Annotated in this window: 21 protein-coding genes; 14 read left to right on the top strand and 7 right to left on the bottom strand. The window is 69.5% G+C overall.

Going from position 1 to position 26,206, the window contains the following annotated elements; genetic code table 11:
- Positions 1-13 precede the first annotated feature (13 nt).
- Together murJ and ASD30_RS17410 are read right to left on the bottom strand one after the other, a co-directional pair.
- Positions 14-1,642 carry a murein biosynthesis integral membrane protein MurJ gene (gene murJ / locus ASD30_RS17415; RefSeq protein ID WP_056684166.1) on the bottom strand — a complete coding sequence of 543 codons (1,629 nt, stop codon included), beginning with the start codon at positions 1,640-1,642 and terminating at the stop codon, positions 14-16.
- 52 nt (positions 1,643-1,694) lie between these two features.
- A complete protein-coding gene (locus ASD30_RS17410) occupies positions 1,695-3,851 on the bottom strand; it encodes a DUF6049 family protein (RefSeq protein WP_056684163.1) in 2,157 nt (718 codons plus the stop codon).
- Between the two features lie 43 nt (positions 3,852-3,894).
- On the opposite strand from ASD30_RS17410, the gene ASD30_RS17405 reads away from it, so the two are divergent.
- From ASD30_RS17405 to rocD, 8 genes are all read left to right on the top strand, one after another.
- On the top strand, positions 3,895-5,343 hold the full coding sequence (locus ASD30_RS17405; protein WP_082563907.1) for a CCA tRNA nucleotidyltransferase: 1,449 nt from the start codon (positions 3,895-3,897) through the stop codon (positions 5,341-5,343).
- Between the two features lie 29 nt (positions 5,344-5,372).
- A complete protein-coding gene (locus tag ASD30_RS17400; RefSeq protein ID WP_156393685.1) occupies positions 5,373-5,993 on the top strand; it encodes a hypothetical protein in 621 nt (206 codons plus the stop codon).
- A gap of 50 nt (positions 5,994-6,043) precedes the next feature.
- Positions 6,044-7,267 carry a zinc metallochaperone AztD gene (gene aztD, locus ASD30_RS17395; protein WP_056684157.1) on the top strand — a complete coding sequence of 408 codons (1,224 nt, stop codon included), beginning with the start codon at positions 6,044-6,046 and terminating at the stop codon, positions 7,265-7,267.
- A gap of 57 nt (positions 7,268-7,324) precedes the next feature.
- The gene (locus ASD30_RS17390) at positions 7,325-7,792 is read left to right on the top strand and encodes an SRPBCC family protein (protein WP_056684154.1); all 468 of its coding nucleotides are present in this window, start codon (positions 7,325-7,327) and stop codon (positions 7,790-7,792) included.
- Positions 7,793-7,893: 101 nt separating this feature from the next.
- Positions 7,894-8,568, top strand: coding sequence for an AIM24 family protein (locus ASD30_RS17385; RefSeq protein ID WP_056684151.1), 675 nt, complete (start codon positions 7,894-7,896; stop codon positions 8,566-8,568).
- 10 nt (positions 8,569-8,578) lie between these two features.
- Entirely contained in the window at positions 8,579-9,292 is a 714-nt protein-coding gene (locus ASD30_RS17380; protein WP_056684148.1) for an AIM24 family protein, read from the top strand.
- Complete coding sequence (locus ASD30_RS17375; protein ID WP_056684145.1) at positions 9,289-10,158, top strand: GNAT family N-acetyltransferase; 870 nt, start codon at positions 9,289-9,291, stop codon at positions 10,156-10,158. Before ASD30_RS17380 ends, ASD30_RS17375 begins: the two co-directional genes overlap by 4 nt.
- Before the next feature lie 31 nt (positions 10,159-10,189).
- A complete protein-coding gene (gene rocD, locus ASD30_RS17370; protein ID WP_056684142.1) occupies positions 10,190-11,431 on the top strand; it encodes an ornithine--oxo-acid transaminase in 1,242 nt (413 codons plus the stop codon).
- Between the two features lie 255 nt (positions 11,432-11,686).
- Here the strand turns inward: rocD and ASD30_RS17365 are convergent, their stop codons facing one another.
- A complete protein-coding gene (locus ASD30_RS17365; protein ID WP_056684139.1) occupies positions 11,687-12,769 on the bottom strand; it encodes an inositol-3-phosphate synthase in 1,083 nt (360 codons plus the stop codon).
- 78 nt (positions 12,770-12,847) lie between these two features.
- Positions 12,848-13,420: a PadR family transcriptional regulator gene (locus tag ASD30_RS17360; RefSeq protein WP_056684136.1), complete on the bottom strand. Its 573-nt coding sequence runs from the start codon at positions 13,418-13,420 to the stop codon at positions 12,848-12,850.
- A 166-nt stretch (positions 13,421-13,586) separates the two neighbouring features.
- On the opposite strand from ASD30_RS17360, the gene ASD30_RS17355 reads away from it, so the two are divergent.
- Positions 13,587-15,851, top strand: a complete 2,265-nt coding sequence (locus tag ASD30_RS17355; protein ID WP_082563906.1) for a transglycosylase domain-containing protein — start codon at positions 13,587-13,589, stop codon at positions 15,849-15,851.
- Positions 15,852-15,858: 7 nt separating this feature from the next.
- A complete protein-coding gene (locus ASD30_RS17350; protein ID WP_056684130.1) occupies positions 15,859-17,280 on the top strand; it encodes a glycosyltransferase family 87 protein in 1,422 nt (473 codons plus the stop codon).
- 151 nt (positions 17,281-17,431) lie between these two features.
- Here ASD30_RS17350 and ASD30_RS17345 read toward each other — a convergent pair whose 3' ends face one another.
- Together ASD30_RS17345 and ASD30_RS17340 are read right to left on the bottom strand one after the other, a co-directional pair.
- Positions 17,432-18,478 (bottom strand): alanine racemase, encoded by a 1,047-nt coding sequence (locus tag ASD30_RS17345; RefSeq protein ID WP_056684126.1) that lies wholly within the window; start codon positions 18,476-18,478, stop codon positions 17,432-17,434.
- Positions 18,478-19,653 (bottom strand): lipid II:glycine glycyltransferase FemX, encoded by a 1,176-nt coding sequence (locus tag ASD30_RS17340; RefSeq protein WP_056685211.1) that lies wholly within the window; start codon positions 19,651-19,653, stop codon positions 18,478-18,480. The genes ASD30_RS17345 and ASD30_RS17340 overlap by 1 nt, the downstream gene beginning before the upstream one ends.
- A gap of 192 nt (positions 19,654-19,845) precedes the next feature.
- Between ASD30_RS17340 and ASD30_RS17335 the strand changes: the two genes are divergently transcribed.
- Genes ASD30_RS17335 through ASD30_RS17320 form a run of 4 tightly spaced genes read left to right on the top strand, consistent with a single transcriptional unit; the run spans position 19,846 to position 25,152 of the window.
- Entirely contained in the window at positions 19,846-20,472 is a 627-nt protein-coding gene (locus ASD30_RS17335) for a sigma-70 family RNA polymerase sigma factor (protein ID WP_056685207.1), read from the top strand.
- A complete protein-coding gene (locus ASD30_RS17330; RefSeq protein ID WP_056684123.1) occupies positions 20,469-20,951 on the top strand; it encodes a hypothetical protein in 483 nt (160 codons plus the stop codon). The genes ASD30_RS17335 and ASD30_RS17330 overlap by 4 nt, the downstream gene beginning before the upstream one ends.
- A gap of 12 nt (positions 20,952-20,963) precedes the next feature.
- Complete coding sequence (locus tag ASD30_RS27240; RefSeq protein ID WP_156393684.1) at positions 20,964-22,682, top strand: S8/S53 family peptidase; 1,719 nt, start codon at positions 20,964-20,966, stop codon at positions 22,680-22,682.
- A gap of 7 nt (positions 22,683-22,689) precedes the next feature.
- Positions 22,690-25,152: a CHAT domain-containing protein gene (locus ASD30_RS17320; RefSeq protein ID WP_056684117.1), complete on the top strand. Its 2,463-nt coding sequence runs from the start codon at positions 22,690-22,692 to the stop codon at positions 25,150-25,152.
- 66 nt (positions 25,153-25,218) lie between these two features.
- Here the strand turns inward: ASD30_RS17320 and ASD30_RS17315 are convergent, their stop codons facing one another.
- Positions 25,219-26,028 carry a deoxyribonuclease IV gene (locus ASD30_RS17315; RefSeq protein ID WP_082563905.1) on the bottom strand — a complete coding sequence of 270 codons (810 nt, stop codon included), beginning with the start codon at positions 26,026-26,028 and terminating at the stop codon, positions 25,219-25,221.
- Positions 26,029-26,206 lie beyond the last annotated feature (178 nt).

Genomic DNA, 26,206 nt, shown 5'->3' with positions numbered 1-26,206 from the left:
CGTAGGCCGCTTCTCAGCCGCGACGTGGGACCGGCAGGCGTCGCGACACGGTCTCGACGAGTTCGTTGACCTCGCGGATGTGCATGACCCGGGCCAGGACCAGGAAGACGAGGCCGTCGACCGCGGCCACGAGGGCCAGGAAGAGGACCGACGAGACCAGTCCGTCCCCGGTGCCGACGAGGGCGTCGAACCCGCGGGCCACGGCGTAGGCCGCCACGGCGGCACCGCCACCGGCGATCACGACACGGATCAGGAACCGCACCAGGCGCGGGGTCTGCAGGCCGCCGAGCAGGTGGCGGAGCAACACGTAGGAGCCGCACGCGCCCACGCCGTACGCACCGGCGTAGGCGAGGGCGAGCGCCGGGGCGGTGAAGTCTGCGTTGGTCGCCGCGACGAGCGCGACGGCCAGGGCGATGTTGACCACCGCGATCACGCACTGAACCCAGAAGACCGTGCGGGTGCGCTCGAGGGCGTAGAACCCGCGCAGCATGAGGTAGTGCACGGTGAAGAAGAGGATGCCCGGGGCGAAGAGCGCCACCGTGGGCGCGTAGTCGTCGTAGCTGTCGGCTGCCGCGCCGTACCCCCAGACCACCCGGGCGATGTCGTGGGAGAGCAGGGGGAGCAGCATCGTGAACGGCACGATGAAGGCCAGGCTGGTGCGCAGGGTGTCGGACAGGGTGCGGGCCAGGTCGGCGGGTCGACCGTCGGCCGCGCTGGCGGAGAGGGTGGGCAGGACAGCCGTGGCCAGGGAGACCGTCACGATGCCGTGGGGGACCATGGTCAGCAGGAACGCGCCGGAGTAGATGGTGTAGCCGGTGCCGTCCGCACCGTCTGCGGTGCCGCCGGATGCGAGTCGTACGACGACCGTGTACGCGATCTGGTTGACGATCACGAACAGCACCGTCCAGATGCCCAGCTTCAGCGTGTGGCCGAGGCCGGAGCCGCGGAAGTCGAAGCGCGGACGGTAGGTGAACCCCGCCTGCTTGAGGTAGGGCACCAGGATCAGGAACTGGGCGGCGATGCCGAGCGTCGAGCCGAGACCGAGCACCAGCTCCTCGCCACTGCTGTAGGCGCCGGTCGAGGACGGCCCGAAGACGACGAGGTAGGCCACCAGCACCACCATCGAGATGATGTTGTTGGCGATCGGCGCCCACATCATCGGCCCGAACCTGCCGCGGGCGTTGAGCACCTGGCCGACCAGCACGAACATGCCGTAGAAGAAGACCTGGGGCAGGCAGTAGCGGGCGAAGTCGACCACGCTCTCGCGTTCCGCTCCGGCGTGGCCGCCGTCGAGGTAGAGCGCCATCACCCAGGGCGCCGCGATGACCAGCACTGCCGTGACGCCGGCCAGGAACAGCCCGGCCAGGGTGATGATCCGGTTGGTGTAGGCCTCGCCGCCGTCGGCGTCGTTCTTCATCGCCCGGATCAGCTGCGGGACGAGGACGGCGTTGAACACGCCACCCGCCAGCAGGATGTAGAGCATGTTCGGGATCGTGTTGGCGATGTTGAAGAGGTCGGCGTGACCGCCGGTGCCCAGGGCCGCGGCGAGCAGGATCGACCGGATCAGGCCGCTGAACCGGGACACGATGGTGCCGGCCGCCATGACGGCGCTGTTGCCGATGACGGTCTTCGGGGCGGTCATCCGGGGTCCCTGGGCAAACCGCAGCGCAGTGAGGATTTGTCTGGGGTGGCGGTCATGCTGCGCGTGACTTCCGGTAGCGACGGATCAGGCGGACCGGGATGGCAAGGAAGAGGATGCCGACCCCGACGCCGAGGATCACCCAGATCACCTTGCCGACCGAGTTGGAGCGCACGCTCATCTCCTCGGAGCTGCCCAGCGGGCGCCCCTGGCTGTCAGTGGCCACGAGGTCGACCGGGTGCACCCCGATCGAGCTGGCGGTGGCGTCGAGCTGGATGGTGCGAGAGGTCTTCGCCCCGATCTCGATGGTGCCCGGCGCCCGGATCTCGAGGTTGTCCTGGGTGTGCGCCTTGATCGAGAGGGTGACCGGGACCTCGAGGCCGTTGGTGATCTTGACCGCGAAGGGCCCGTTGGCCGCGGAGAGGATCACGAACGACGGCGCCTCGATCGTGACCTGACGCAGGCGGCTCTCGAGCCAGCTGGTCGCGCCGTCGGCCAGCTGCTCGGCGGCGAACTGGTCGTCGCGCACCATGTAGGAGGTGTAGGTGAGCGCCTCCTCGGCGGTCTGCCGCTCGATGCCGTCGGTGTCGGCCAGGATGTCGTCGAGGGTGGCGCCGGCCTCCATCAGCTCGCGGGCCGAGGTGAACGACGCGGAGCCCAGCTCGCGCTGTTCCTGGCGCCGCGGGTAGTCGACCTGCTTCACCTCACGGGTCCGGCCACCGGTGTTCGTGGAGAGACGGCGTACGTCGACGAAGGGTCGATCCAGGCCGGCAAAGAAGTCGGACGCCGACGTGCCGGGGTCGAAGTCGGTGGGCAGGTTCACCAGGAGTGGGTCGGTGTCGTCGGCCAGGGAGCGCACGGCGGCCTCGGCAAGGGTCCGCTGGCGCACGGTCAGCGCGTTCTGGACATCGCCTGCGGGAACGTTGAGCATCGTGGCGTCGTACAGCGACATCTGGTGGTCGCCCAGCTGCAGCCGGGAGGGCTGGTCGGACTCCTCCTCGTCGTCAGCGGCGCCGGGAACCGCCTCGTCGGACATCAGCATCGTGGTGCCCGGGTCGATCTCGTCGATGGCGGCCCCGGGGAGGAGCCCGGACGGCGGTGCGACGGCGGGCGTGGCGCTGACCTTCAGCCGCTTGAAGACATCGCTCGAGAGCTTGCGCGACAACCCGTAGAGCAAGCCGTCATTGGCCGACGCGGCCGCGACGTCGAGGTCGCCGTACGGGAGGGCCAGCACTTCGTGGGCATCGGCCAGTGCAGTGACGTCGTCGAGCCAGGCCTGGGCTGCGCCGGTCGGCACCTCCTCGTCGACGGTCTCCTCGTCCTCGGTGGCGTCTGCCTCCTCGTCGGGGACGCCGAGGTCGCGGGGCGGGTTCCCGTCGGCGAGCTGCTCCACCGCGGTCACGATCGCGGGGTCGATCGCCCAGGTCACCGGCAGGGTGTCGGAGCCGTCGACCATGCTCGCCAGCTGGGCCAGGCGGCCGTTGGGGCCCAGCGCGGTGGCCCACCCGTCGACGTCGGCGAGGCGGCCGTCCGAATGGCGCTCCACCGGCCCGCGGATCGGCACCACGATCGAGGTGGGCACCTCCGGCCGTCGGACGTCGACCAGCGGGATGAACGTGCGGGCCCGACCGATGGCGTTGTCGGGGCGCTCCCCGTCGGTGTTGGCGGCCAGGGCCTGGACGCCGATCTGGTAGATCCCCTCGGCGCCACTGATCTTGGCCGCCCACACCTCGCGGGGCACCCGGATCGACCACGCCCGGGTCTCGCCCGGGTCGAGCGACGCGATGGACTCGTCGAAGTGGCCCTCGGTGGTGATGCGGTCACCGAACGGCAGGCGCGGGTCGGACTCGGCGGCCAGGTCGACCTCGGCGGAGGTGGTGAACGGTGAGAACGACAGTCGGGGATAGATCTTGACGTCGAGCCAGGGGTCGTCGCTGGTGTTGGTGACCGACCCGGTCAGCCGGATCGGTCCCTTGCGGGGGATCACCGACGGCGTCATCGAGTCGATGGTCACCGACAACGGGTCGGCCTCGGCGGCGCTCGTCGTACCGACCCGGGCGGGAGCGGCGACCGTGCCCGACACCGCGCCCGAGACCGGGGCGGCGACCGCGCCGGTCGCGGTCGCGGTGGGAATCACGAGTGCCGCTGAGGCGAACGCGACCGCAAGGACAGGGACCACGGGCGTGCGAAGGGCAGCCAGCGGTCGGATCACGGCGCCGACTCTATCGGCCTGCCGGGCGACTACCCTGTCTCCCGTGCCTGACGCCCGACCTTCCCCGATCCTGATCAGCGACGTCCAAGAGACGGTCGCCCGGGAACTCGAGCGGATCGCCCCCCTGATCGACGATCTGGGGGCCCGGTTCCGCGACGCCGGCCACGAGCTGGCACTGGTCGGCGGGCCGGTCCGCGACGCCATGCTGGGCCGGCTGCAGAACGACCTCGACTTCACCACGTCGGCGCATCCCGACGTCACCGAGAAGCTGCTCAAGGGCTGGGCAGACGCGCTCTGGGACATGGGCCGCGACTTCGGCACGATCGGTTGCCGCAAGGGTGAGTGGCAGGTCGAGATCACCACCTACCGCTCCGAGAAGTACGACGCCACCTCCCGCAAGCCCGACGTCGCGTACGGCGACTCGCTGGTCGGCGACCTCGGCCGACGTGACTTCACGGTGAACTCGATGGCGCTGACCGTGCCCGACCGCGGCTTCGAGGACCCGTTCGGCGGCATCGTCGACTTGGCCGCGCGCACCCTGCGCACGCCGGGACGTCCCGAGGACTCCTTCTCCGACGACCCCTTGCGCATGATGCGGGCCGCCCGCTTCGCCGCACAGCTGGGCTTCGACGTGGCGCCCGAGGTGGTCGCCGCGATGACCGCGATGGCCGGGCGGATCGAGATCATCTCGGCCGAGCGGGTCCGTGACGAGCTGGTGAAGCTGATCTGTGCGCCGTACCCACGCCGCGGGTTGCTGCTGCTGGTCGAGACCGGCCTGGCGTCCTACGTCCTCCCGGAGCTGCCGGCCCTGGCCCTCGAGCGCGATGAGCACCATCGGCACAAGGACGTCTACGAGCACACGCTGATCGTGCTGGAGCAGTCGATCGACCAGGAGGAGCGGCTGGGCAATGGACCCGACTTCGTCTCCCGGTTCGCGGCGCTGATGCACGACGTCGGCAAGCCGAGGACCCGACGCTTCGAGGACGGCGGGGTCGTCACCTTCCACCACCACGACGTGGTCGGCGCGAAGATCACCCGCAAGCGGATGAAGGCGCTGCGGTTCTCCAACGACGAGATCGACGCGGTCGCCAAGCTCGTCGAGCTGCACCTGCGCTTCCACGGGTACGGCGACGGCGAGTGGACCGACTCCGCCGTACGCCGCTACGTCCGTGACGCCGGCGACCAGCTCGAGCGGCTGCACATCCTGACCCGGGCCGACTGCACGACCCGCAACCAGCGCAAGGCGGCCCGGCTGCGCAAGGCGTACGACGACCTCGAGGAGCGCATCGCGCGGCTTTCGGAGGAGGAGGAGCTGGCCTCGATCCGGCCCGACCTCGACGGCACGCAGATCATGGAGATCCTCGGCATTCCGCCCGGCCGCGAGGTGGGCGAGGCCTACTCGTTCCTGCTCGAGCTGCGCATGGACGAGGGCCCGCAGTCCGAGGAGGCCGCCAAGGCGGCACTGCTGGCGTGGTGGGCCGCCCGCGTTTGATCCCCGTCCGGCGTGGACACCCTTCGCTCGTGACCCATCGAGCCGCAGTGTCAGCCCGCCGTACTTCCACACGAGCGAGCGCCGTGCTGGCCTGCGCCGTCCTCGCCCTCGGGCTGTCCGCGTGCGGTGACGGCGACTCATCCGGCGGGAGTGACGACTCGGGCAGCCGGTCGCGCGCAGGGCAGGCGAGCGCCGAAGAGGCGTATGCGGCGTACGCGCAGGCCGTGCGGGACGACGACGTGGACGCCTTCCGGGACGTGATCAGCGACGGCTTCTGGAGCGACCTCTCGCCGGAACGCACCGACACGGCCGACTACGTGCACGACCAGCACTGGGCGCTCGAGCACGACCTGTTGGTGCTGCCCGACGAACCCACCAAGGTGTTGGGTGCCCGAGAGGTCGGCCTCACCGACGACCAGATCTCTGGCGTCGGCACCCAGGCCGGCATCGACGGGCTCGGCGCCGACGACCTGGCCGTGATCGTCATCGAGGACGCTCACGTCGGTGTTCCCGAAGACTGCTACGACGAGCCCGACGCCGAGGAGTGCTCACCCTCCGACGAGGCACGGGCCGACGCGAGCGACGTGAACCTCGTGGTGCTGCGCGACGGGTCGACGTGGCGCGTCGCGGGCATGGAGCCGGCAGCCTAGTCCCACCCGGCAGTTGACAACCATTCTCAATAAATCTGAGAATCGTTCTCATGAAGCGATGGAGAATGATCCCAGTCCTGCTGGCCACCCTGATCGTGTCGGCGTGCGGCACCGAGACCGGCGAACCCACGAGTGAGGGCCGGTCGGGTGACGACACCGAGCCGGGCGCCGTCGAGGCGGCCGGGCCCGAGCCGCGCCTCGCCGTCACCTACGACGGCGGCGTGCTCGTGCTGCGGGCCAGCGACGGCGAGGTGCTGCTCGACCACCCGGCCGAGGGTTTCGTGCGGGCCAACCCCGCCGGGGACGACCGCCACGTGCTGCTCTCGACGAGCCGTGGCTTCGAGGCTCTCGACCTGGGCAGCTGGACGCACAGCCACGGCGACCACGGGCACTCGTGGATCGGGGAGCCACGCCTGACCGGCACGGTGTTCGAGGCGCAGGAGCCGGGCCACGTCGTGCACCACGAGGGGCACACGGTGCTGTTCGACGACGGCACCGGATCGTGGACCGTCTTCGACCCCCACGACCTCGCGGACGGCACTCCGGAGACCGACCGGGATGCCGCGGACCAGGCGCACCACGGGGTCGCCGTACGACTCGGGAACGGCAACCTGGTCCACACCGTCGGAGACGCCGAGACCCGCACCGGCGTACGCCTGGTCACCCCGGCCGGCCACGAGCTGGCCGCAAGTGACGCGTGCCCGGGCGTCCATGGCGAGGCGTTCGCGGGCGAGGTGGCGGTCTTCGGCTGCGAGGACGGCGCGCTCCTGGTGGACGGACGGACCATCACCAAGGTCGACAGCCCCGACGCCTACGGACGAATCGGCAACCAGGCCGGATCGGAGGACTCACCGGTGCTGCTCGGCGACTACAAGACCGACCCGGACGCGGAGCTCGAGCGGCCGACGCGGGTCTCCCTGGTCGACACGAGGAAGGGGACCATCCGGCTGGTCGACGTGAAGGCGAGCTACACCTTCCGCTCGCTGGGCCGGGGGCCGGAGGGTGAGGGCCTGGTGCTGGGCACCGACGGCAGGCTTCGGGTCATCGACGTGGACACGGGCCGGACCACCGCGACGATCCCGGTCCTCGACCGTTGGCGGGAGCCGGTCGACTGGCAGCAGCCGCGGCCGGCCCTCGAGGTGCTCGACGGCACGGCCTACGTCACCGACCCGGCCACCTCGGCGGTCCACGTCATCGACCTGGCCCGCGGGAAGGTGACGGACACGCTCGACCTGCCTCAGGTGCCGAACGAGATGGTCGCGTCGGCGGGCTGATCCCACTGTGTGACCCGTCAGTAACAGGTTCCTGTTGGTGCACTAGCGTCCGTCGTCATGACTGAGGTTCTGGAGCTTCTCGAGGAGTCCATCGACATCGACGCCGACCCGGCGACCGTGTGGGCGCTGGTGACCGACATGCCACGGATGGCGCAGTGGAGCCCGCAGGTGGTGAAGACGATCGTGCGCGGCGACGGCATCGCCCTCGGCACCCGCACGGTGAACATCAACCGGCGCGGACTCCTGGTCTGGCCGACCCGGTCCAAGGTGATCCGGTTCGAGCCCGAGCGGGAGTTCGCGTTCCGGATCAAGGACAACAAGTCCGTCTGGTCGTTCAGCCTCGACCCCATCGCCAACGGCACCCGGGTGGTGCAGCGGCGCCAGGTGCCGAATGGCACGACGAAGATCTCCGACACCCTGATCAAGGCCGTGATGGGTGGGCAGGAGTCGTTCCAGCTGGAGCTGCGCGGCGGCATGCGCCAGACCCTGAAGCGGATCAAGGCCGACGCCGAGGGCACTGGCTGAGTCAGCCGCCTGGGTGATGCGGCCCGGCCTGCGGAGGCCGAGCCGCGCCGATCAACGGTGGCGGGTTTGTCGGCGCGGCCGATGGGGGCATGCTTGGCGCCATGAAGAGCGACCTTTTCGACCAGTCGAACCTCCGCGTGCAGAGCCAGGAGCGCTTCACCCTCCAGAACGACCAGATGCTGCGCGTCGGGCTCGGCCCGGACGTCCTGGCCGCCAAGGGCGCCATGGTTGCCTACACCGGACAGGTGCAGTTCCACCACGAGAAGTCCGGCAGCATGGCCAAGCTCGCCAAGAAGATCGTCACCAGTGAGGACGTCTCGCTGATGCGGGTCTCCGGGCAGGGCGAGGTCTACTTCGCCTCCGACGCCGGCTACGTCTTCCTGCTGGAGCTGGAGAACGAGGGCATCAGCCTCAACTACCGCAACCTGCTGGCCTTCGACTCCTCACTCACCTGGGACATCAACCGGGTCAAGGGCGCAGGCCTGATGACCGGCGGACTGTTCAACACCACCGTCGGCGGCAACGGCACCGTCGCGGTGGCCTGCATCGGCAAGCCCACCGTCTTCGACTGCTCGCAGCAGCCGGTCTTCGTCGACCCCAACTCCGCGGTCTGCTGGTCGGCCGGCCTGGCACCGGGCATCAACAACTCGATGAACATGGGCTCGATGCTGCGCGGCGGCTCGGGCGAGGCCATCCAGTACGTCTTCCACGGGCCCGGCTTCGTCGTCGTACAGTCCTTCGAATGGACGCCGGTCTCGACCGGCGCCCGCGGCTGAGGGGTTCGGCATGAAGAGCCGCATCTTCGACGCCGAGAACATGCCGGTGCGCAGCGACGAACGCTGGGCCCTGCAGAACAACCGCACGCTCCGCGTCGGGCTGGGCCCCGACGTGCTGGCCACCAAGGGCGCGATGGTCAGCTTCCTGGGGCAGCTCGCCTTCCACCACGAGAAGTCCGGCTCGATGGGCAAGCTGGCCAAGAAGGTCGTCACCGGTGAGGACGTCTCGCTGATGCGGGTCTCCGGGCAGGGCGAGGTCTTCTTCGCCCAGGAGGCCGGCTACGTGCACCTGCTGCACCTCGAGAACGAGGGCATCAGCGTCAACTTCCGCAACCTGCTCGCCTTCGACTCCTCGCTCACCTGGGACATCAACCGGATCAAGGGTGCGGGACTCATGGCTGGCGGCCTGTTCAACACCACGGTCGGCGGCACCGGCACGGCGGCGGTCTCGGTGGTCGGCAAGCCGATCGTGCTCGACTGCTCGCAGCAGCCGGTCTACGTCGACCGCAACGCGGCCGTGTGCTGGTCGGCGTCGCTGACCCCCTCGACGCACAACTCGATGAACATGGGCTCGATGCTGCGCGGCGGCTCCGGCGAGGCCGTCCAGATGGTCTTCCACGGCCCCGGGTTCGTGGTCGTGCAGGCCTACGAGTGGCGGCCACCGCCGGCCCCGGAGAAGAAGGGCGGCGGTGTGCTCGGCACGATCGGCGACCTGATCCCGTGAGGCAGCTGCGCTTCGCCACCCAGGGTGCGGCAGAAGGATGGGCCCGGGTCGCCGGTGCGGCCAGCCCCTACCTGATCACCTCCGAGGCGTCGGTGCTCCACGAGATGGCGCACAACCCGAACACGCTCGCGCGCTTCGTGGTCGTCGAGGACGGCGAGGTGCTCGGCGTCAGCCGGCTCCGCACGAGTGCCACCGGCGAGGCCAGGCTGATGATCCTGGTCGATCCGGCGCACACCGGTCGCGGTGTGGGCTCCCTGCTGCTGGCCCGGATGCGCGCGGTCGCCGGCGACGTCGACCTGACCGGCATCGTCAACGGTGACGAGCACTCGACCGCGGTCGCCGCGCACTGGGGCGTCACCCTCGAACGCGAGCACACGATCTCTGTGGTGGACCCGTCCACGGTCGCCTCTCCCGGCGTGGTGCCTGACGGGCTGGTCGTCGTACCTCTCTCGGAGGCGGGGGTCGAGGCGGTCTGGCAGTGCCACGAGGCGGCCGCAGGCGACGACCCGTCGGGGCTGACCCGGCGGATCCCGTTCGACGAGTACGCCGTCGGGCAGTGGGCCGAGCCCGACCACCGCCCCGACCTCGGTCGTGCCGTGATGTCGGGCGACATGGTGCTGGCCTACGGGTCGGTGACCGTTGCCGACGACCGGTCCTGGAACTCGATGACCGGCACCCGCCCGACGCACCGCGGGCAGGGCCTGGCCACGCTCGCCAAGCGGCATTCGCTGGTCGCGCTGGCCGCCGCGGGCGTCACCCGATGTTTCACGGGGAACGATGCCGCGAACGTCCCGATGCTCGCGGTCAACGAGGCGCTGGGCTACCGGCGTACGGCGAGCACCTGGGGGGCCCGGCTGAGTTCGTGATTTCGGTCGGTCGGTGACTATCGTCACTCCCATGACGAACCACGACGAACTCGCTGGAGTCAGTGAGGCACAGCAGGCCGCCATCGCGGTCGTGGATGCCCACGCAGCGCACAACTACCACCCGCTCCCCGTCGTCGTCGCCGAGGCCACCGGCGCCACGGTCACCGACATCGACGGCAAGGTCTACCTCGACTGCCTCGCGGCGTACTCCGCGGTGAACTTCGGGCACTGCAACCCCGAGCTGACCAAGGTCGCCAAGGAACAGCTCGACAAGGTCACGCTGACCAGTCGCGCCTTCCACTCCGAGGCGCTCGGTCCGTTCGCCGAGGCGCTGGCCCGGTTGGCGAAGAAGGACATGATCCTGCCGATGAACACCGGCGCGGAGGCCGTCGAGTCCGCGATCAAGGTGGCCCGCAAGTGGGGCTACGAGGTCAAGGGCGTTGCCGCCGACCAGGCCAACATCATCGTGATGGAGGGCAACTTCCACGGGCGCACCACCACGATCATCTCGTTCAGCGACGACCCCGAGGCCCACGACAACTACGGCCCGTTCACTCCCGGCTTCGTCACCGTGCCCTACGGCGACGCCGATGCGATCGAAGCGGCCATCGACGAGAACACCGTCGCGGTGCTCGTCGAGCCGATCCAGGGCGAGGCCGGCGTGGGCATCCCGCCGGCGGACTACCTGCCCCGGGTCCGCGAGATCACTCGCGAGCACAACGTGCTGTTCATCGCCGACGAGATCCAGTCCGGCCTCGGCCGGTGCGGCGCGACCTTCCAGTGCGACAACGTCGGCGTCGTGCCCGACCTCTACCTGCTGGGCAAGGCCCTTGGCGCGGGCATCGTGCCGGTCTCGGCCGTGGTCGGCAACACCGACGTGCTCGGGGTGCTGAAGCCGGGCCAGCACGGCTCGACCTTCGGTGGCAACCCGCTGGCTGCCGCGGTGGGGCTCGCCGTCGTACAGCTCCTCGAGACCGGTGAGATGCAGGAGCGCGCGAAGACGCTCGGTGCCCGGCTCGGTTCCGGGCTCCGCGCCTTCGAGGGCAAGGGCGTCACCGAGGTGCGGTGCCAGGGCCTGTGGGCCGGCGTCGACATCGACCCCGAGGTGGCCACCGCCCGCGAGGTCTGCCAGCGACTCCTGGCCCGCGGCATCCTGGCCAAGGACACCCACGGCCAGACCGTGCGCCTGGCCCCGCCGATCGTGATCACCGAGGAGCAGCTCGAGTGGGCGATCACCCAGTTCGGCGAGGTCCTCGCAGAGCTCCTCGCCTGATCCACGAACCATGCCCTTTTGATGCGCGAACCGTGGGTTCTTGCGCCTCGAACCGTGGATTGTTGACGCGGCACGCCCGCCGACGTACGCCGACACCGGGTCGCGCACGCCGTACGGCGAAATGCGAAACCGCCGCCCACCCCTGAGGGGGTGAGCGGCGGTTCTGATGAATCAAGAATCCACGGCTCGAACGTCAAGAATGCACGGTTCGCGCATCAAGGATGCACGGTTCGCGCATCAAGGATGCACGGTTGGTCACTCGCCGGCGATGAACTTCTCCAGCTGGATGCGACCCTCGGTGTCCTCGATCTGGACCGGCGGGGACTTCATGAGGTACGCCGAGGCCGAGATGACCGGGCCACCGAGGCCGCGGTCCTTGGCGATCTTGGCGGCACGGACGGCGTCGATGATGATGCCGGCGCTGTTCGGGGAGTCCCAGACCTCGAGCTTGTACTCGAGGTTCAGCGGAACGTCACCGAAGGCGCGACCCTCGAGGCGGACGTAGGCCCACTTGCGGTCGTCGAGCCACGCCACGTAGTCCGAGGGACCGATGTGGACGTTGCGGCTGTCCTTGAGGCCGGCCAGCGAGCCGGTCAGGTTGGACGTGACGGCCTGGGTCTTGGAGACCTTCTTGGACTCCAGGCGCTCGCGCTCGAGCATGTTCTTGAAGTCCATGTTGCCGCCGACGTTGAGCTGGTACGTGCGGTCCAGCGTCACGCCGCGGTCCTCGAACAGCTTGGCCATCACGCGGTGCGTGATGGTCGCGCCGACCTGCGACTTGATGTCGTCACCGACGATCGGGACGCCGGCGTCCTCGAACTTCTTGGCCCACTCGGGGTCGGAGGCGATGAAGACCGGCAGCGCGTTGACGAAGGCGACCTTCGCGTCGATGGCGCACTGGGCGTAGAACTTGTCGGCCTGCTCGGAACCGACCGGCAGGTAGGACACCAGGACGTCGACCTCGGCGTCCTTGAGCACCTGGACGACGTCGACCGGCTCGGCGTCCGACTGGTCGATGGTCTGGAGGTAGTACTTGCCGAGACCGTCGAGGGTCGGGCCACGCTGGACGATGACGCCGGTCGGCGGCACGTCGGCGATCTTGATCGTGTTGTTCTCGGAGGCCTGGGTGGCCTCGGAGAGGTCGAACCCGACCTTCTTGGCGTCGACGTCGAAGGCGGCGACGAACTCGACGTCGGAGACGTGGTAGTCACCGAACTTGACGTGCATCAGCCCGGGAACCGAGCTGGCCGGGTCCGCATCCTTGTAGTACTCGACACCCTGGATGAGGGAGGTGGCGCAGTTGCCGACTCCCACGATTGCTACGCGTACCGAACCCATTCGGTTTCCTCTTCCTGCTCTTGTCGAGGCTTTTCATCGCCTCGGGCTTGTCCTGCTGACTTGTCGTGCTGGTGCTGCTCAGGTCTGTGGTTCGACCGGTGGTTTCTGCTGGCTCCGCTCGGCGTTGATGAGGTCCGAGAGCCAGCGGACCTCCCGCTCGACCGATTCGACTCCGTGTCTCTGCAACTCGGAGGCGTACTGGTCCATCTCCTTCTGGGTCAGGGCCAGCTGCGACTGCACCCTGTCGAGCCGCTCCTGGAGACGGGTACGGCGACCCTCGAGGACCCGGAGACGGATCTCCATGTCGGTGCGACCGAAGAAGGCGAAGCGGATGTCGAAGTTGTCGTCCTCCCACGCAGTGGGGCCGACCTCCGACATCAACCGGCCGAACTCGGTGTCACCGGTCTCGGTCAACTGGTAGACGATCCGGGGCCGCCGACTGACCACGGCACCCGGGTTCTTGACGGTGCGTTCCTCGATCCACTGGGCACGCAGCATCTTCTTCAGCGCGGGGTAGAGCGAGCCGTACGAGAGCACGCGCCCCCACCCGAGCATGAGGTTGAGGCGCTTGCGGAGCTCGTATCCGTGCATGGGTGACTCGTGCAGCAGTCCGAGGACTGCCAGCTCGATGGTCTCTCCGCGCCTTGCCACAGACCTATCGTAGCGATATATCGCGCTCTGTGAGAACTGCGGGTGAATCCGGGGTGTTGCGCGTCACTGATCCGGGTGAACGAGGACAGTCCGCGTACTCTTTTCCACTGGCCCATGAAGTACCCGTGCCCGACGTTGGTACGACGCACCCCACGGAGACCACCACGTGACAGGAAAGCGCAAGGCTGGCGTGCCCGCGCGCAAGAAGCCCGCCGCAGGCAAGCCGGACCAGAGCCCGCTGAAGCGACGCCTCAAGAAGACGTTGAAGTGGACCTCGATCAGCGGGCTGGTGCTCGCCCTGGTCGGCGCGATCGCGTTCGTCGTGCTCTACCGCACCATCGACGTCCCCGACCCCAACGCCGACTTCCAGACCGAGACCACGAAGGTCTACTACGACGACGGCAAGGCCGAGCTCGGCAGCTTCGCGACCCAGAACCGCAACTCGATCTCGCTCGACGAGATGCCCGACACGATCAAGGACGCGGTGGTCGCGGCCGAGAACCAGAGCTTCTGGACCGACAAGGGCATTGACCCCAAGGGCATCCTCCGGGCGGCCTTCAGCAACGCCAAGGGCAACGCGCAGCAGGGTGCCTCCACGATCACCCAGCAGTACGTCAAGATCCTCTACCTCAGCCAGGAGCGCTCCTACACCCGCAAGGTGAAGGAGGCGATCGTCTCCTTGAAGCTGCAGCGCCAGCAGAGCAAGGAGGAGATCCTCGAGGGCTACCTCAACACGATCTACTTCGGACGCGGCGCCTACGGCATCGACGCCGCCGCCCACGCGTTCTTCGACAAGCCCGCGAAGAAGCTGAAGCTGCGGGAGAGCGCCGTACTCGCGTCGGTGATCAACAACCCGACACTGTTCGACCCGGCCAACGGCAAGGCCAACCGGGAGGCGCTCCTCGAGCGCTACCACTACGTCCTGGGCGAGATGGCCGACATGGACACCGTCCCCGCGGACCAGGCTGCTCGGGCCGAGAAGCGGCTGCCGAAGTTCCCCAAGGTCAAGTCCGAGTCGTCGTACGCCGGACAGCGCGGCCACATGCTGGAGATGATCAAGAAGGAGCTCCTGCGCCTCGACTTCACCGAGCAGGAGATCAACGGCGGCGGCCTCCGGGTCACCACCACGCTCGACCAGGACGCGATGAAGGCCGCCGAGGAGGGCGTCGACGAGGCCCGTCCCGACGGGCTCAAGGAACTGCACGTCGCCAGTGCCGGCGTCGAGCCGGGCACCGGTGCGCTGCGCAGCTTCTACGGCGGCCAGGACTACCTGAAGTCGCAGATCAACTGGGCCGTCTCGGGTGGCCAGCCCGGTTCGTCGTTCAAGCCGTTCGCACTTGCCGCGGGCATCAAGGCCGGCTTCTCCCTGAAGGACACCTTCGACGGGAACTCGCCGTTCTACTTCGAGAACGGCACCAAGGGCCCGCGCAACGAGGGCACCGGCCCCGATGGCGAAGGCAATGACTACGGCTCGTCGGTGAACCTGATCAAGGGCACCGAGGAGTCCATCAACACGGTGTACGCCGACCTCACCGACTCGATCCCCGACGGCCCCCAGAGGATCCTCGACATGGCCAACGCGCTGGGCATTCCGAAGGCGAAGAAGCGCGAGGGCACCATGAACAACCTTCGTGACTCGCCCGGCCTGGAGGCCAACTCGGGCATCGCGCTGGGTTCGGCGACGGTCAGCCCGATCAACATGGCCAACGCCTACGCCACGATCGCCAACGGCGGTGAGGCGGCGCCGGTCTACGTGATCGAGAAGGTCGAGGACCGCGACGGCACCGAGCTCTACCGCCACAAGGTGCACACCAAGCGGGTGCTCGACGAGGACATCGCCGCCGACGTCTCCTATGCCATGCAGCAGGTGGTGACCAACGGCACCGGCGCCAACGCCCAGGCCCTCGGCCGTCCGGCCGCAGGCAAGACGGGTACGGCGACCAACGCCGACGACAACGTGTCGTCGTCCTGGTTCGTCGGCTACACCCCACAGATGGCCACCGCCGTGATGTACGTCCGCGGCAAGGGCAACGAGAGCCTCGAGGGCTACCTCGAGCCGTTCTACGGTGCGAACTACCCGACCCAGACGTGGACCGCGATCATGAGCCGCCTCATGGACGGCAAGGACGTCGAGTACTTCCCGGAGCCCGTCTACGTCGACGGCGAGGCACCCGATGACGGCCACGCGCCGTACGTGCCGCCGCCGCCCCCGCCGAAGAAGACGACGAAGCCGAAGCCCAAGCCCTCGAAGACGAAGAGCGAGGAGCCCAGCGAGACTCCGTCGGAGAAACCCACGAAGACCCCGGGTCCGCCGTCGGAGACTCCGACGACCGAACCGTCGCCGACCGAGAGCTGCACCATTCTCGGTGGCTGTGACGAGGATCCGCCGGGACAGACGAAGTCGGCACAGCCAGCCGCTCGTATCGAGTGACCGCGGGGTGACCGCTCCCGACCACGACGGCGTGGCCGCCCCGACCCGCGAGGACCCGGTGGCGGCCGCGCTGAGCGAGGGCATCGGAGGCCCGGTCGGCGAGCACGCCGCCCCCCACCCGTGGTGGACGCCGGTGCGCGTCGTCCTCGCGATGACCGCGATCGTCTTCGCGCTCGGGATGGTGCAGAAGGCACCGTGCTACTCCGACAACTGGATGGACGGCGAGACCCGCTACTCGCACATGTGCTACTCCGACCTGCCCTATCTGTACGTCGGGCGCGGGTTCGTCGAGCTGAACTGGCCCTACACCGACGACCAGGAGAGCCGCGACCGCTTCGAGGTCATGGAGTACCCGGTCGGCATCTCCTACTTCGCCTACGGCGCCGCGTGGGTGACGCACTGGGTCAGCGGCTCGCCCGACATCGGCACGAGGCCGCAGGTGCCGGTCGAGGAGCACTACTCGGACCCCGACGTGCTCGACGAGATCACGACGTACGTCGCGGTCAGCGCCGTCCTGCTCGCGATGGCCACCCTGTTGACCGCGTGGTTCCTGTCCCGGGCCCATCGACGCAGGCCGTGGGACGCGGCGCTCTTCGCCGCCTCGCCGGTGCTGCTCTTCAACGGCCTGGTCAACTGGGACCTGCTCTCGGTGGCGCTGGTGGCCGGGGCACTCTGGGCGTGGTCGCGCGACAAACCCGTGTGGACCGGGGTGATGATCGGGCTCGGCACGGCCACGAAGCTCTACCCCCTGTTCCTGCTCGGCGGGGTGCTGATCATCTGCCTGCGACGGCGGCGGCTGAGCGACTTCTTCAAGGTCACGATCACCGCGGGCCTGGCGTGGGTGGTCGCGAACGCGCCGGCGTACCTCTCGTCGGAGTCGGCGTGGAAGGTGTTCTGGACGTTCAACTCCGACCGGGGCGCCGACCTGGGCAGCATCTGGCTGGTGGTCTCGCAGGCCGGCCACGACTTCTCCGCGGACGAGATCAACAAGGCGTCGTGGATCTTCTTCATCGGGTGGTGCGCGCTCGTGCTGATCCTCGGCCTGGCCGCCCCCAAGACCCCGCGCCTGGCCCAGCTCGGCTGCCTGGTCGTGGCCGGCTTCCTGCTGGTCAACAAGGTCTACTCACCGCAGTACGCCCTCTGGCTGCTGCCCCTCGCCGTACTGGCCCGGCCACGCTGGCGCGACCAGCTCATCTGGCAGGCCGGCGAGCTGTTCTACTTCGCGTCGGTGTGGTGGTACCTCGGCGGCTTCCTGAAGCCGGGTGGCGGCGACGACCCCGGGTTCTACTGGCTCGCCATCGTCGTGCGGATGGCCTGCGAGCTCTACCTGGTCGCGATCATCGTGCGTGACATCCTGCGTCCGCACCACGACCCGGTCCGGGCTGATCACGAGCCGGCTGAAGCCCGTAGGGCTTCGGTGGTCGAGTAGCGAGCGCCCTCGTCGGACGGCGTCGTACCTCTGAACGGGCACAACGCCATGGTTCGGCCCGATTTCGGGGGTGGGACGGTCGTTGTGCCCGTTCTTCGGCCCGCTCGCGTGCTCGGTTCCCGGCCCGAAGCGTGACGGCGGGGGACCCTGCTCAGGCGATGACGACGCGGTCGAACGCAGTCGCGGTGTAGCGGACCCGGACGTCGATCTCGTCGCCGATGTCGGGCACCGCTGATCCCTGTGGCACGAACAGCATGCTGGCCTGCATGTGCGGCGGCTCCGCGAAGAGCCGCTGCTTCCCGCCGATGCTGTACGGCGACCGCACGAACCCGGCCGCGTCCAGTCCACCCCGGGCGATCGCGCCGGCCCGGGCCTTGATGGTGTTCGCGCCGGTGGGGGCCTCGAGCCCGATGCCGTGGGCGGTGCCGCCGCTGACCACGAGGATGGTGCCGGTCTTGGGCGCAGCCCGACCCCGGTAGCCGAACAGGGCACCGCGCTCGACGTGGTGGGAGTCGAGCACCGTCGCCTTGACGGTGAACGCGCCCCGGTCGCCGAGCCAGAGGTCGGTGCCGATGCGCGGGCGGATCGTGTAGTCGGGCCACGCACGAGCCAGCTGCGCCAGCTCGGCCGCGGTGAGGTGGCTGACCCAGATCGTGGTCGGCGGCAGGCCGGCGGCGACCGCGTCGGTCATCAGCCGCTGCACCTCGGAGAGGTGGGATGCGCCGCCCATCGGCAGGTGGAACGCAATGCCCTCGAACCTGGCACCACCTTCGTGGCTGCGCAGGAAGTCGCCGGCCTCGCGCAGCTCGCGCGGTGTGAAGCCGTGGCGCACCATCGAGGTGAGCCGCTCCAGCACGAACCGGGCCTCGGGGTCGCGGGCCAGCAGCCCCTCGAGGTCGGAGACCCGGCCGATGGTGTGGATCAGTCGCGGGTTCGGCTCGGTCGGTGCCTCGAAGGCACGCCACGGGCTGAGCACCAGCAGCGAGCCGGGGAAGGTGTCGGCGACCTCGTCCACCTCGGCGTACGTCCCGATGGCGAGCGTGTCGACGCCCAGGGACCGGGCCTCGTCGGCCAGGCGCCGGTTGCCGAGCCCGTAGCCGTTGCCCTTGGCCACCGGCACCACCTCGGGGAGGGTGGCCAGGATGCGGTGCTGGTTGGCCCGGAAGCGCGCTGCGTCGACGTAGAGGCTCAGGCCCATCAGTTGCCCCCGCCCGAGCGCCGCGCCATGTAGACGTCGAAGGCCTTGTGGATGAGCCGGTTGATCGGCAGGTCCCACTCGCCGGCGTACTCGACGGCCTCGCCGCCGGTGCCGACCTTGAATTGGATCAGCCCGACGTGGGAGTCGTCGGAGTCGAGGGTGTCGGTGATGCCGCGGAGGTCGTAGACGTCGGCGCCCGCGGCCAGCGAGTCCTGGATCATCGCCCACTGGGCGGCGTTCGAGCCGCGTACGTCGCGCTTCTCGGTGGAGGAGGCGCCGTAGGAGTACCAGGTGTGCGCGCCACAGCGGATCCAGATCGTGCTGGCCACCAGGTCGCCCTCGTGGCGGGCCAGGTAGAGCCGGATCTCGACGTCAGGACCGGACGAGGAGAGCGCCTCGAACATGGTGCGGAAGTAGCCCAGCGGCCGCGGCGTGAAGTGGTCGCGCTCGGCGGTGTGCACGTAGAGGTCGTGGAAGAGAGGAAGATCCTCGATCGTCCCGCGGGTGACCTCGACCCCGGACTTGGCGGCCTTCTTGATGTTGCGGCGCCAGAGCTGGTTCATCCCCTTGAGGACCTCGTCCTCGGTGCGGGCGGTGCCGTCGTCGTGGCGCAGCGGGATGACGAAGTTGTACTGAGGCTGGCCGGCGGCGAAGCCACCCTCGGCGACCAGCTGCTTCCAGCCGAGCTCGTTGAGCTGGCTCACCACGCGGGCTCCGACCACGCTGCGCTCGAGGGGTGCGACCTCGCCGAGTCGGCGTACGGCGTCGCTGGCGATGCCCTCCTTGACCTGGGCCGCTGACCAGCGCGCGGTCACCACCGGCGGGCCCATGCGGCAGCCGAACGCGCCGGCCTGGCGCAGGTGGGTGACCATCGGCGCCAGCCAGGCGGCGAGGTTCGGGGCGTCCCAGTCGATGACCGGGCCCTCGGGCAGGTAGGCGAGGTAGCGCTTCACCTTGGGCAGCTGGCGGTAGAGCACCAGCGCGACGCCGACCAGCTCGTCGTCACTGAACCAGCCGATCGACTCGCGCTTCCACTCTGCCTTCACCGCGCCCCAGGCCGGGGTCTGGAGGAAGCTGGCAGAGCGTTGGCCGGCCAGGTAGGCGAGGTGCGCGTCGGCGTCGATCGTGCGGACGGTCAGCGGGGCGTCGGGGTGGGCGGCAGCGGGGGAAGACACGAGGGCGAGGCTACCGGGCGGGGCCGCCGAGTGAACCCCCACGTCACTCGTCGGCCCCGGCCGGTCACCCCCGTTGTTCCAGCGCTCAGGAGTGGCCGGTGGGCCGCCAGATACATCGGGACGAAATTTCTTCGAACAGGTATCTGGGCCGTTCTCTGGCACACCTGTGTGGGTATGGCGACAATGCAGGTGATGGGCACTCCTTCACGTGACTCGACACCCCGCGCCCCGACCCAGTCAGCCGGCCAGGTCTGGGCCGAGGCGTCAGCCTGCTTCCGTGCGTGGACCGACGGTGAGACCGGGGAGCTGGGGCTCTCCGGGCTGGTCCGGGTGATGACGCCGGTGCTGTGGCACGTGGTGCGCTCCTACCGCCTGCCGCACGAGCTCGCCGAGGACGTCGTACAGACGACGTGGTTGGCGCTGGTGCGTCGCCGCGACGCCATCGAGGACCCAGTGGCCATCGGTGGCTGGCTGACGACGACCGCACGTCGCGAGGCGTGGCGGGTCTCGAAGCTGAAGAACCAGGCGATCCCCGTGGAGGACGAGGAGATCGCCTTCCGGCTGCCGCGACAGCGTTCGGCGGAGTCGCATGCGGTCGAGGCCGACGAGAGCTCCCAGCTGTGGCGGGTGGTCGACGAGCTGCCGGACCGGTGCCGCAGGCTGCTGCGCATCGTCGCCTTCGAGAACCGGCCCGACTACACGCACGTCGCGCAGACCCTCGACATGCCGGTCGGCAGCATCGGCCCCACCCGCAGCAGGTGCCTGGCGAAGTTGCGGATCGCCCTCATGCAGATCGACGACCCGGAGGCAGGACGATGACCAGGGACTACAGCCGTGACGGGCTCCTCCAGGTGGTGCGCGAGGTCTGGACCGAGCGTGACCCCATGCCGGCAGGGCTCGTCGAGCGCATGCAGGCGGCGGTGGAGGCCGAGCTGGCCATTGCCGGCACCGACTTCGACGTCGAACTGCTGATGCTGGTCTCCCGCGAGGAGATGCTCGCCGGGGCCCGCGGCACCGCGACGTACACACTGCGGTTCAGCAGTGACGACATCGACCTGCTGGTGCGCGCGGTCGGTGCACCTGAGGGCGGCACGAGACTCGACGGCTGGGTCTCCCCGGCCGGTCCGGTCACCGTGCACGCCACGCCGGTTCCCGACACCGGGCGCTCCTGGGAGGTCGAGAGCGACGACACCGGGCGGTTCGAGTTCACCGACCTGCCTGCCGGGATGGTGCGCCTGCACCTGACCCCACGCGACACCGGGCTGAAGCCGTTCGCCACGCCCGCCTTCGAGATCTGAGGACAACGCCCCATGCAGAACCCGAGCTCTGAATTGAACGAGCCCAAGGAGCCGAAGCGTCCCGAACCCCTTGACCGTGACCCCCAGCCGCCGCCCAAGTGGGCCATCGCGGCGGTGGAAGGCAGGATCCTCGATCCCGCCACAGCCTTGGTGGTGAAGGGTGTGCGGCCGCGGGCAACGGTGTACGTCGGTCCGCGGCTGACGATCTCCTACCGGAACAACTTCGCGGAGACGCTCGACATCCTCCGAGACGTCGCCAAAGAACTCGGTTGGGACGTCGACCCGGAGGAGACGGCCGCGCGTGAGTACGCATCGGCACCGGCCGACGCGCAGATTCGCACGCCGGAGAACCTCGCCGAGGACCGTCAACTCCGCTTCGGCGTCCGTCGGCTGAGTCTCTCCGTCTCCGGGAACAAGGCGTCACAGGCGCCTGATGGATGGACCCTGCTGCAGCGGGCCCGGGCCAAGTACGGCCTGGACATGACGCGCGGAATCGGCCTCGACCACGTCGTCAGGGTGGCGGTCGCGAGCAACCCGGTCTGGGACGGCAACCCGGTCTGGGACGGCAACCCCGTGTGGGACGGCAACCCCGTGTGGGACGGCAACCCGGTCTGGGACGGCAACCCCGTGTGGGACGGCAACCCGGTCTGGGACGGCAACCCGGCGCGGGGTGGCACGTCCGCGGCCGTCGCGAGCTACGCACGGGCAGGCACTGGTGGCCGCCAACCGATCGCATACGTCGGGCCGGCTCCGGTACGCCGATCTGACGATGAGCTCAAGGGCCGACGACCCGTGGTGGCTGTCCTGGACACCGGATGCGCGCCGCACCCCTGGCTGGACGACGTGGTCCACACGTCGATCACTCTCGACGGCGAGGCGATCGGCTACACGGACCCGACAACGGCTCCCGACCTGCACGGCGACCTCACCGGTCCCTTGGACGGCTCCATCGACCCGCTCTCCGGCCACGGCACCTTCATCGCTGGCCTGGTCCACCAGACGTGTCCCGATGCCGACATCCTGGCGTGGCGCGTGGTCCCTTCGGCAGGCCCGATCGTGGAGTCAGATCTGGTGCGTGCGCTGAGCCAGATCGCCGAGTTGGTGCGACGTCATCACGCCGGCGAGCCTGGTGGACAGGCGATCGACGTGCTCAACCTCTCGTGTGGCTACTACCACGAGACACCGGAGGACGGACTCTTCGACCTCACCATCCGCGACATCCTCGAGGACCTCGGGCGACATGGAGTCGTGGTGGTCTGCTCTGCTGGCAACGACGCCACCAGTCGACCCGCCTTCCCAGCGGCGTTCGCGCCCTGGTCGGACGGGCAGGGCCCGGTTTCCGTGGACACGACGTGCGTTCCGATCGTCTCGGTGGGAGCGCTCAACCCGAACCGGCGCAGCGATGCACTCTTCACCAACACCGGCGCCTGGGTGCGGTCCTACGTGCCGGGCGCGGCATTGATGTCGACGATCCCCGCCTTCCAGGGAGGGGCCCAGTCGATGGCCGAGACGGTGGCCTTCGGGCGCACACGTTCGGCCATCGACCCCGACGACTTCCGCGGTGGCTTCGCGGTGTGGAGCGGTACGTCGTTCGCTGCGCCCGTGCTCGCCGGCGTGCTCGCGGCGAACCTGCTCGAGGGCCTCGAGCCGTCGAGTGCAGCGCCGGACACCGCAGCAGCTGTGAGCCGGGCCTGGACCGCTGTGGAGAGGTGCACCCGAATCACGACATGATGGCCGGGTGGTCGGAGCCGAGGTGTTGCACGAACGCGGAGTAGCCGCGATGAACGCGGGCCAGTTCGACCGCGCGCAGGCTCTGCTGGAGGAGGCCTTGGACCTGGCCTCGGAGGAGGACCTGTGCGCCAGGATCGAGCTCAGCCTCGCTCTGGTCATGTCACAGACCAAACGCACCGCCGACGCGCTCGACCTCTGTGTCGCGGCGGCCGGACGGCCGGGGCTGTCCCGCGAGACCGTCGGCCTCCTGCACAGCCAGCGCGCCCTGATCCTGATGTTGCACGGCGAGACCTCGGCCGCGTTGCGAGAGTTCGAGCTGGCGCTCGATGCCCTCGAGGATGACCTGCTGCTCGGCCGCGTGCACCTCAACCGCGGGAACGTCTTCCTCCAGCAGGGACGACCATCGGTCGCCTTGCCCGACTTCGAGCGCGCCGAACACCACTTCCGGCAGGTCGACAACGACTACCTCACCGCCAAGGCCGCCCACAACCTGGGCTACGCGCGCCTGCTCGAAGGGGACCTGGTCGGCGCTCTGCAGAGCATGGACGCCGCGCACCCCTACCTCGCCCCCGACGGGGCCGTGATGGAAGCGGTGATCAACCAGGATCGTGCCGAGGCGCTGATCGCTGCAGGTTTGGTCACGGAGGGGTGCACTGTGCTTCGGGATGCCGCGCGGACCTTCAGCCGTTCGAAGCTTCACCGCTATCAGGCCGACGCCGAGCTGGTCCTCGCCCGCACCCTCGTCCGTGCCGACCCGGAGGCAGCCCTGAAGGCGGCGCGCATCGCACGGCACCTCTTCGAACGCGTCGACAGTCGGGCTTGGGCGGCACGGGCCGAGGCGGTCGTCGTTGCCGCCGAGGTCGAGCTGGGTCGTCGCGGCCCGGCACTCGTGCACCGCAGCGACGCCTTGGCCGCCGAGCTCGATGAGCAGGGACTGCGGTGGGGCGCTGACCAGGTGCGCCTGCACGCCGCCCGTGTGATGGTGCGACGTGGGTCGTACTCAGACGCGCGGCTTCGAGTGGACGCCGTACGGCCTGGATCGCACGCTCCACTGGGGGTGCGCCTGCTCAGCCGCACGGCCAGGGCCGAGCTTGCCCACGCGCAGGGCCGCAACGGAACCGCTCTGCAGCACATCCGCGCCGGTGTCGGGGAGCTGCACGCCTGGCAGAGCACGTTCGGCAGCCTCGACCTGCAGACCGGCGTCGTCGGACAGGGCCGCCGTCTCGCCGTGCTCGGCCTGCGCCTGGCCGTGGACTCCGGGGACCCGGCCGTGCTCTACGAGTGGTCCGAGCGCGGGCGCATGCTGGCCAGCCGCATCCTGCCGGTCCGGCCACCGGTCGACGAACAGACCGCTGCCGACCTCGCCGAGCTCAGACAGCTCCAGGCCGGTGGCGACGACGTACAGGTCCCGCGGCCACGCCGTGAGGCCGAGCTGCGCCGGCGGGTGCGTGAGCGGGCCTGGCACAACCCGGGCTCCGGCGAGGTCACCGAGCCCGCGCCACTGGCCGACGTACGCCGGGAGCTCGGCACCGACACCGCGCTGGTCGCCTGGGTGATCAGCGCCGACCGGGTGGTCGGGTTGGTGGTCACGGACGCCGGTGAGAGGAAGTTCGAGCTCGGCACCTTCGCGCGGGTGCGCGAGCTGCTGGCCGGACTGTTGCCCGACCTCGACATGGCGGCCACCACTCTGCCGGACGCGCTGGCCGACGTCGTACGACGCGGGCTCGCGGCGCGACTGCAGACTCTTGCCGACCTGTTGGTGACACCGCTGCTCGAGTCGATCGGCGACCGTCGGGTGGTGGTCACGCCGTCCGGTGGGCTGGCCGGGACGCCGTGGTCGCTGCTGCCCGGACTGGTCGGACGGTCGGTGACCGTGGCCGGATCGGCGACCTCGTGGCTCTCGGCGCGGCAACGGCCGCTGTCGCTGGAACGGGTCGGGCTGGTCGCCGGTCCCCGTGTGCCACGCGCGGTCGAGGAGGTCACCGCCGCCGCCAAGGGCTGGGCCAGCGCCGAGGTGCTGACCGGAGACGCGGCCACGGCCGACGAGGTGACCGCGTTGGCCGGCCGGGTCGACGTGCTCCACGTGGCCGCGCACGGACGCCACTCGGCGGAGAACCCGCTCTTCTCCGGGCTCGAGCTGGTCGGTGGACCGTGGTTCGGCTACGACGTCGACGCCCTGCCGGAGGTGCCGCAGGTGGTGCTGCTCTCGGCCTGCGAGGTCGGGCGGTCGTCGGTGCGGTTCGGCGACGAGCTGATCGGGATGACCTCGGCCTGGCTGCATGCGGGGGCGCGCTGTGTGATCGCCTCGCCCACTGCCGTGGCCGACGACGCAGCGCACGACGTACTCACGCACCTGCACGAGGGCCTGGCCGCCGGCCTGGACCCGTCGGCCGCCCTGGCCGCCGCGGTGGCGACCGGTACGACGACCGGAGCGCCCGCCCCGTTCGTCTGCTTCGGCGCCGGCTGGTAGCGCGAGCCGTGGGTTATTGATGCGCGAACCGCGTGTTCTTGATGCGCCAACCGTGGGTTCCTGGTGTCAGAGGCGTTCGCGCAACCACGCGGTGTCGGCCACGTGCTCCGCGGAACCACCCGGGGTCTCGAGGAGCGCGGGAGCCTTCGCGTCGCGGATCACCGAGGCCAGCAGGTCGGGGTCGATGTGGCCCGCACCCAGGTTGGCGTGCCGGTCGGCGCCCGAGTCGAAGTCGTCGCGGCTGTCGTTGGCGTGCACGAGGTCGATGCGGCCGGTGATCGCCAGCACGTCGTCGACGATGGTCTCGAGGTTGTTGCCACCGGCATGGGCGTGGCAGGTGTCGAGGCAGAAGCCGACCATGTCGGCCTGCTCCTCACCCTCGATCGCGCCCCACACGCCCTTGATGCGCTCGAGGTAACGAGTCATCGCGTTGTCACCGCCGGCGGTGTTCTCGATCAGCAGGGGGATCTTGAGGTCGGTCGCGGCAATCGCCTTGCGCCAGTTGTCGAAGCCGATCGACGGGTCCTCGTCGTCCTTGAGGTGCCCGCCGTGCACGACCAGCCCCTTGGCGCCGATGGACGCCGCGGCATCCATGTGGGACTGCAGCAGCTTGCGGCTCGGGATGCGCAGCCGGTTGTTCGTGGTGGCCACGTTGATGAGGTACGGCGAGTGCACGTAGAGGTCGACGCCGGCCTCCTCCGCATCTGCCTTCAGGCCCTCGGCGCCGCCGGCGTACGCGATGACCGGGCCCTTGTAGCTCTGCGGGTTGCCGAGGAAGAACTGCACCAGCGTGGTGTCACGGGCGCGCGCCTCCGCGATCGGGTCGGTCTGGTCGACGTGCGCGCCGATGGCTGTGCTGGTGGACGGGGAGCTCATGTGGCCCATCGTAGGAGCCCGGTCGGACAGCACTCTCGTGCGAGGGGCGAAGCCCGCCGACGCGTGGTCGTCGGTGGCTGGCTGGTGCTGGGTGAATGGCCGTGGGCGGCGGTGGGCGGACCGTGGGACAGGCAACTGGCATGCCCGCGGCCGTGTTCAACGCGCGTGGAGGCCAGGA

It is taken from the genome of Nocardioides sp. Root140, assembly GCF_001426745.1.
Taxonomy (GTDB): Bacteria; Actinomycetota; Actinomycetes; order Propionibacteriales; family Nocardioidaceae; genus Nocardioides.
Note: the sequence above shows the minus strand (reverse complement) of the source record. Positions and strands in the feature narration are given on the sequence as shown.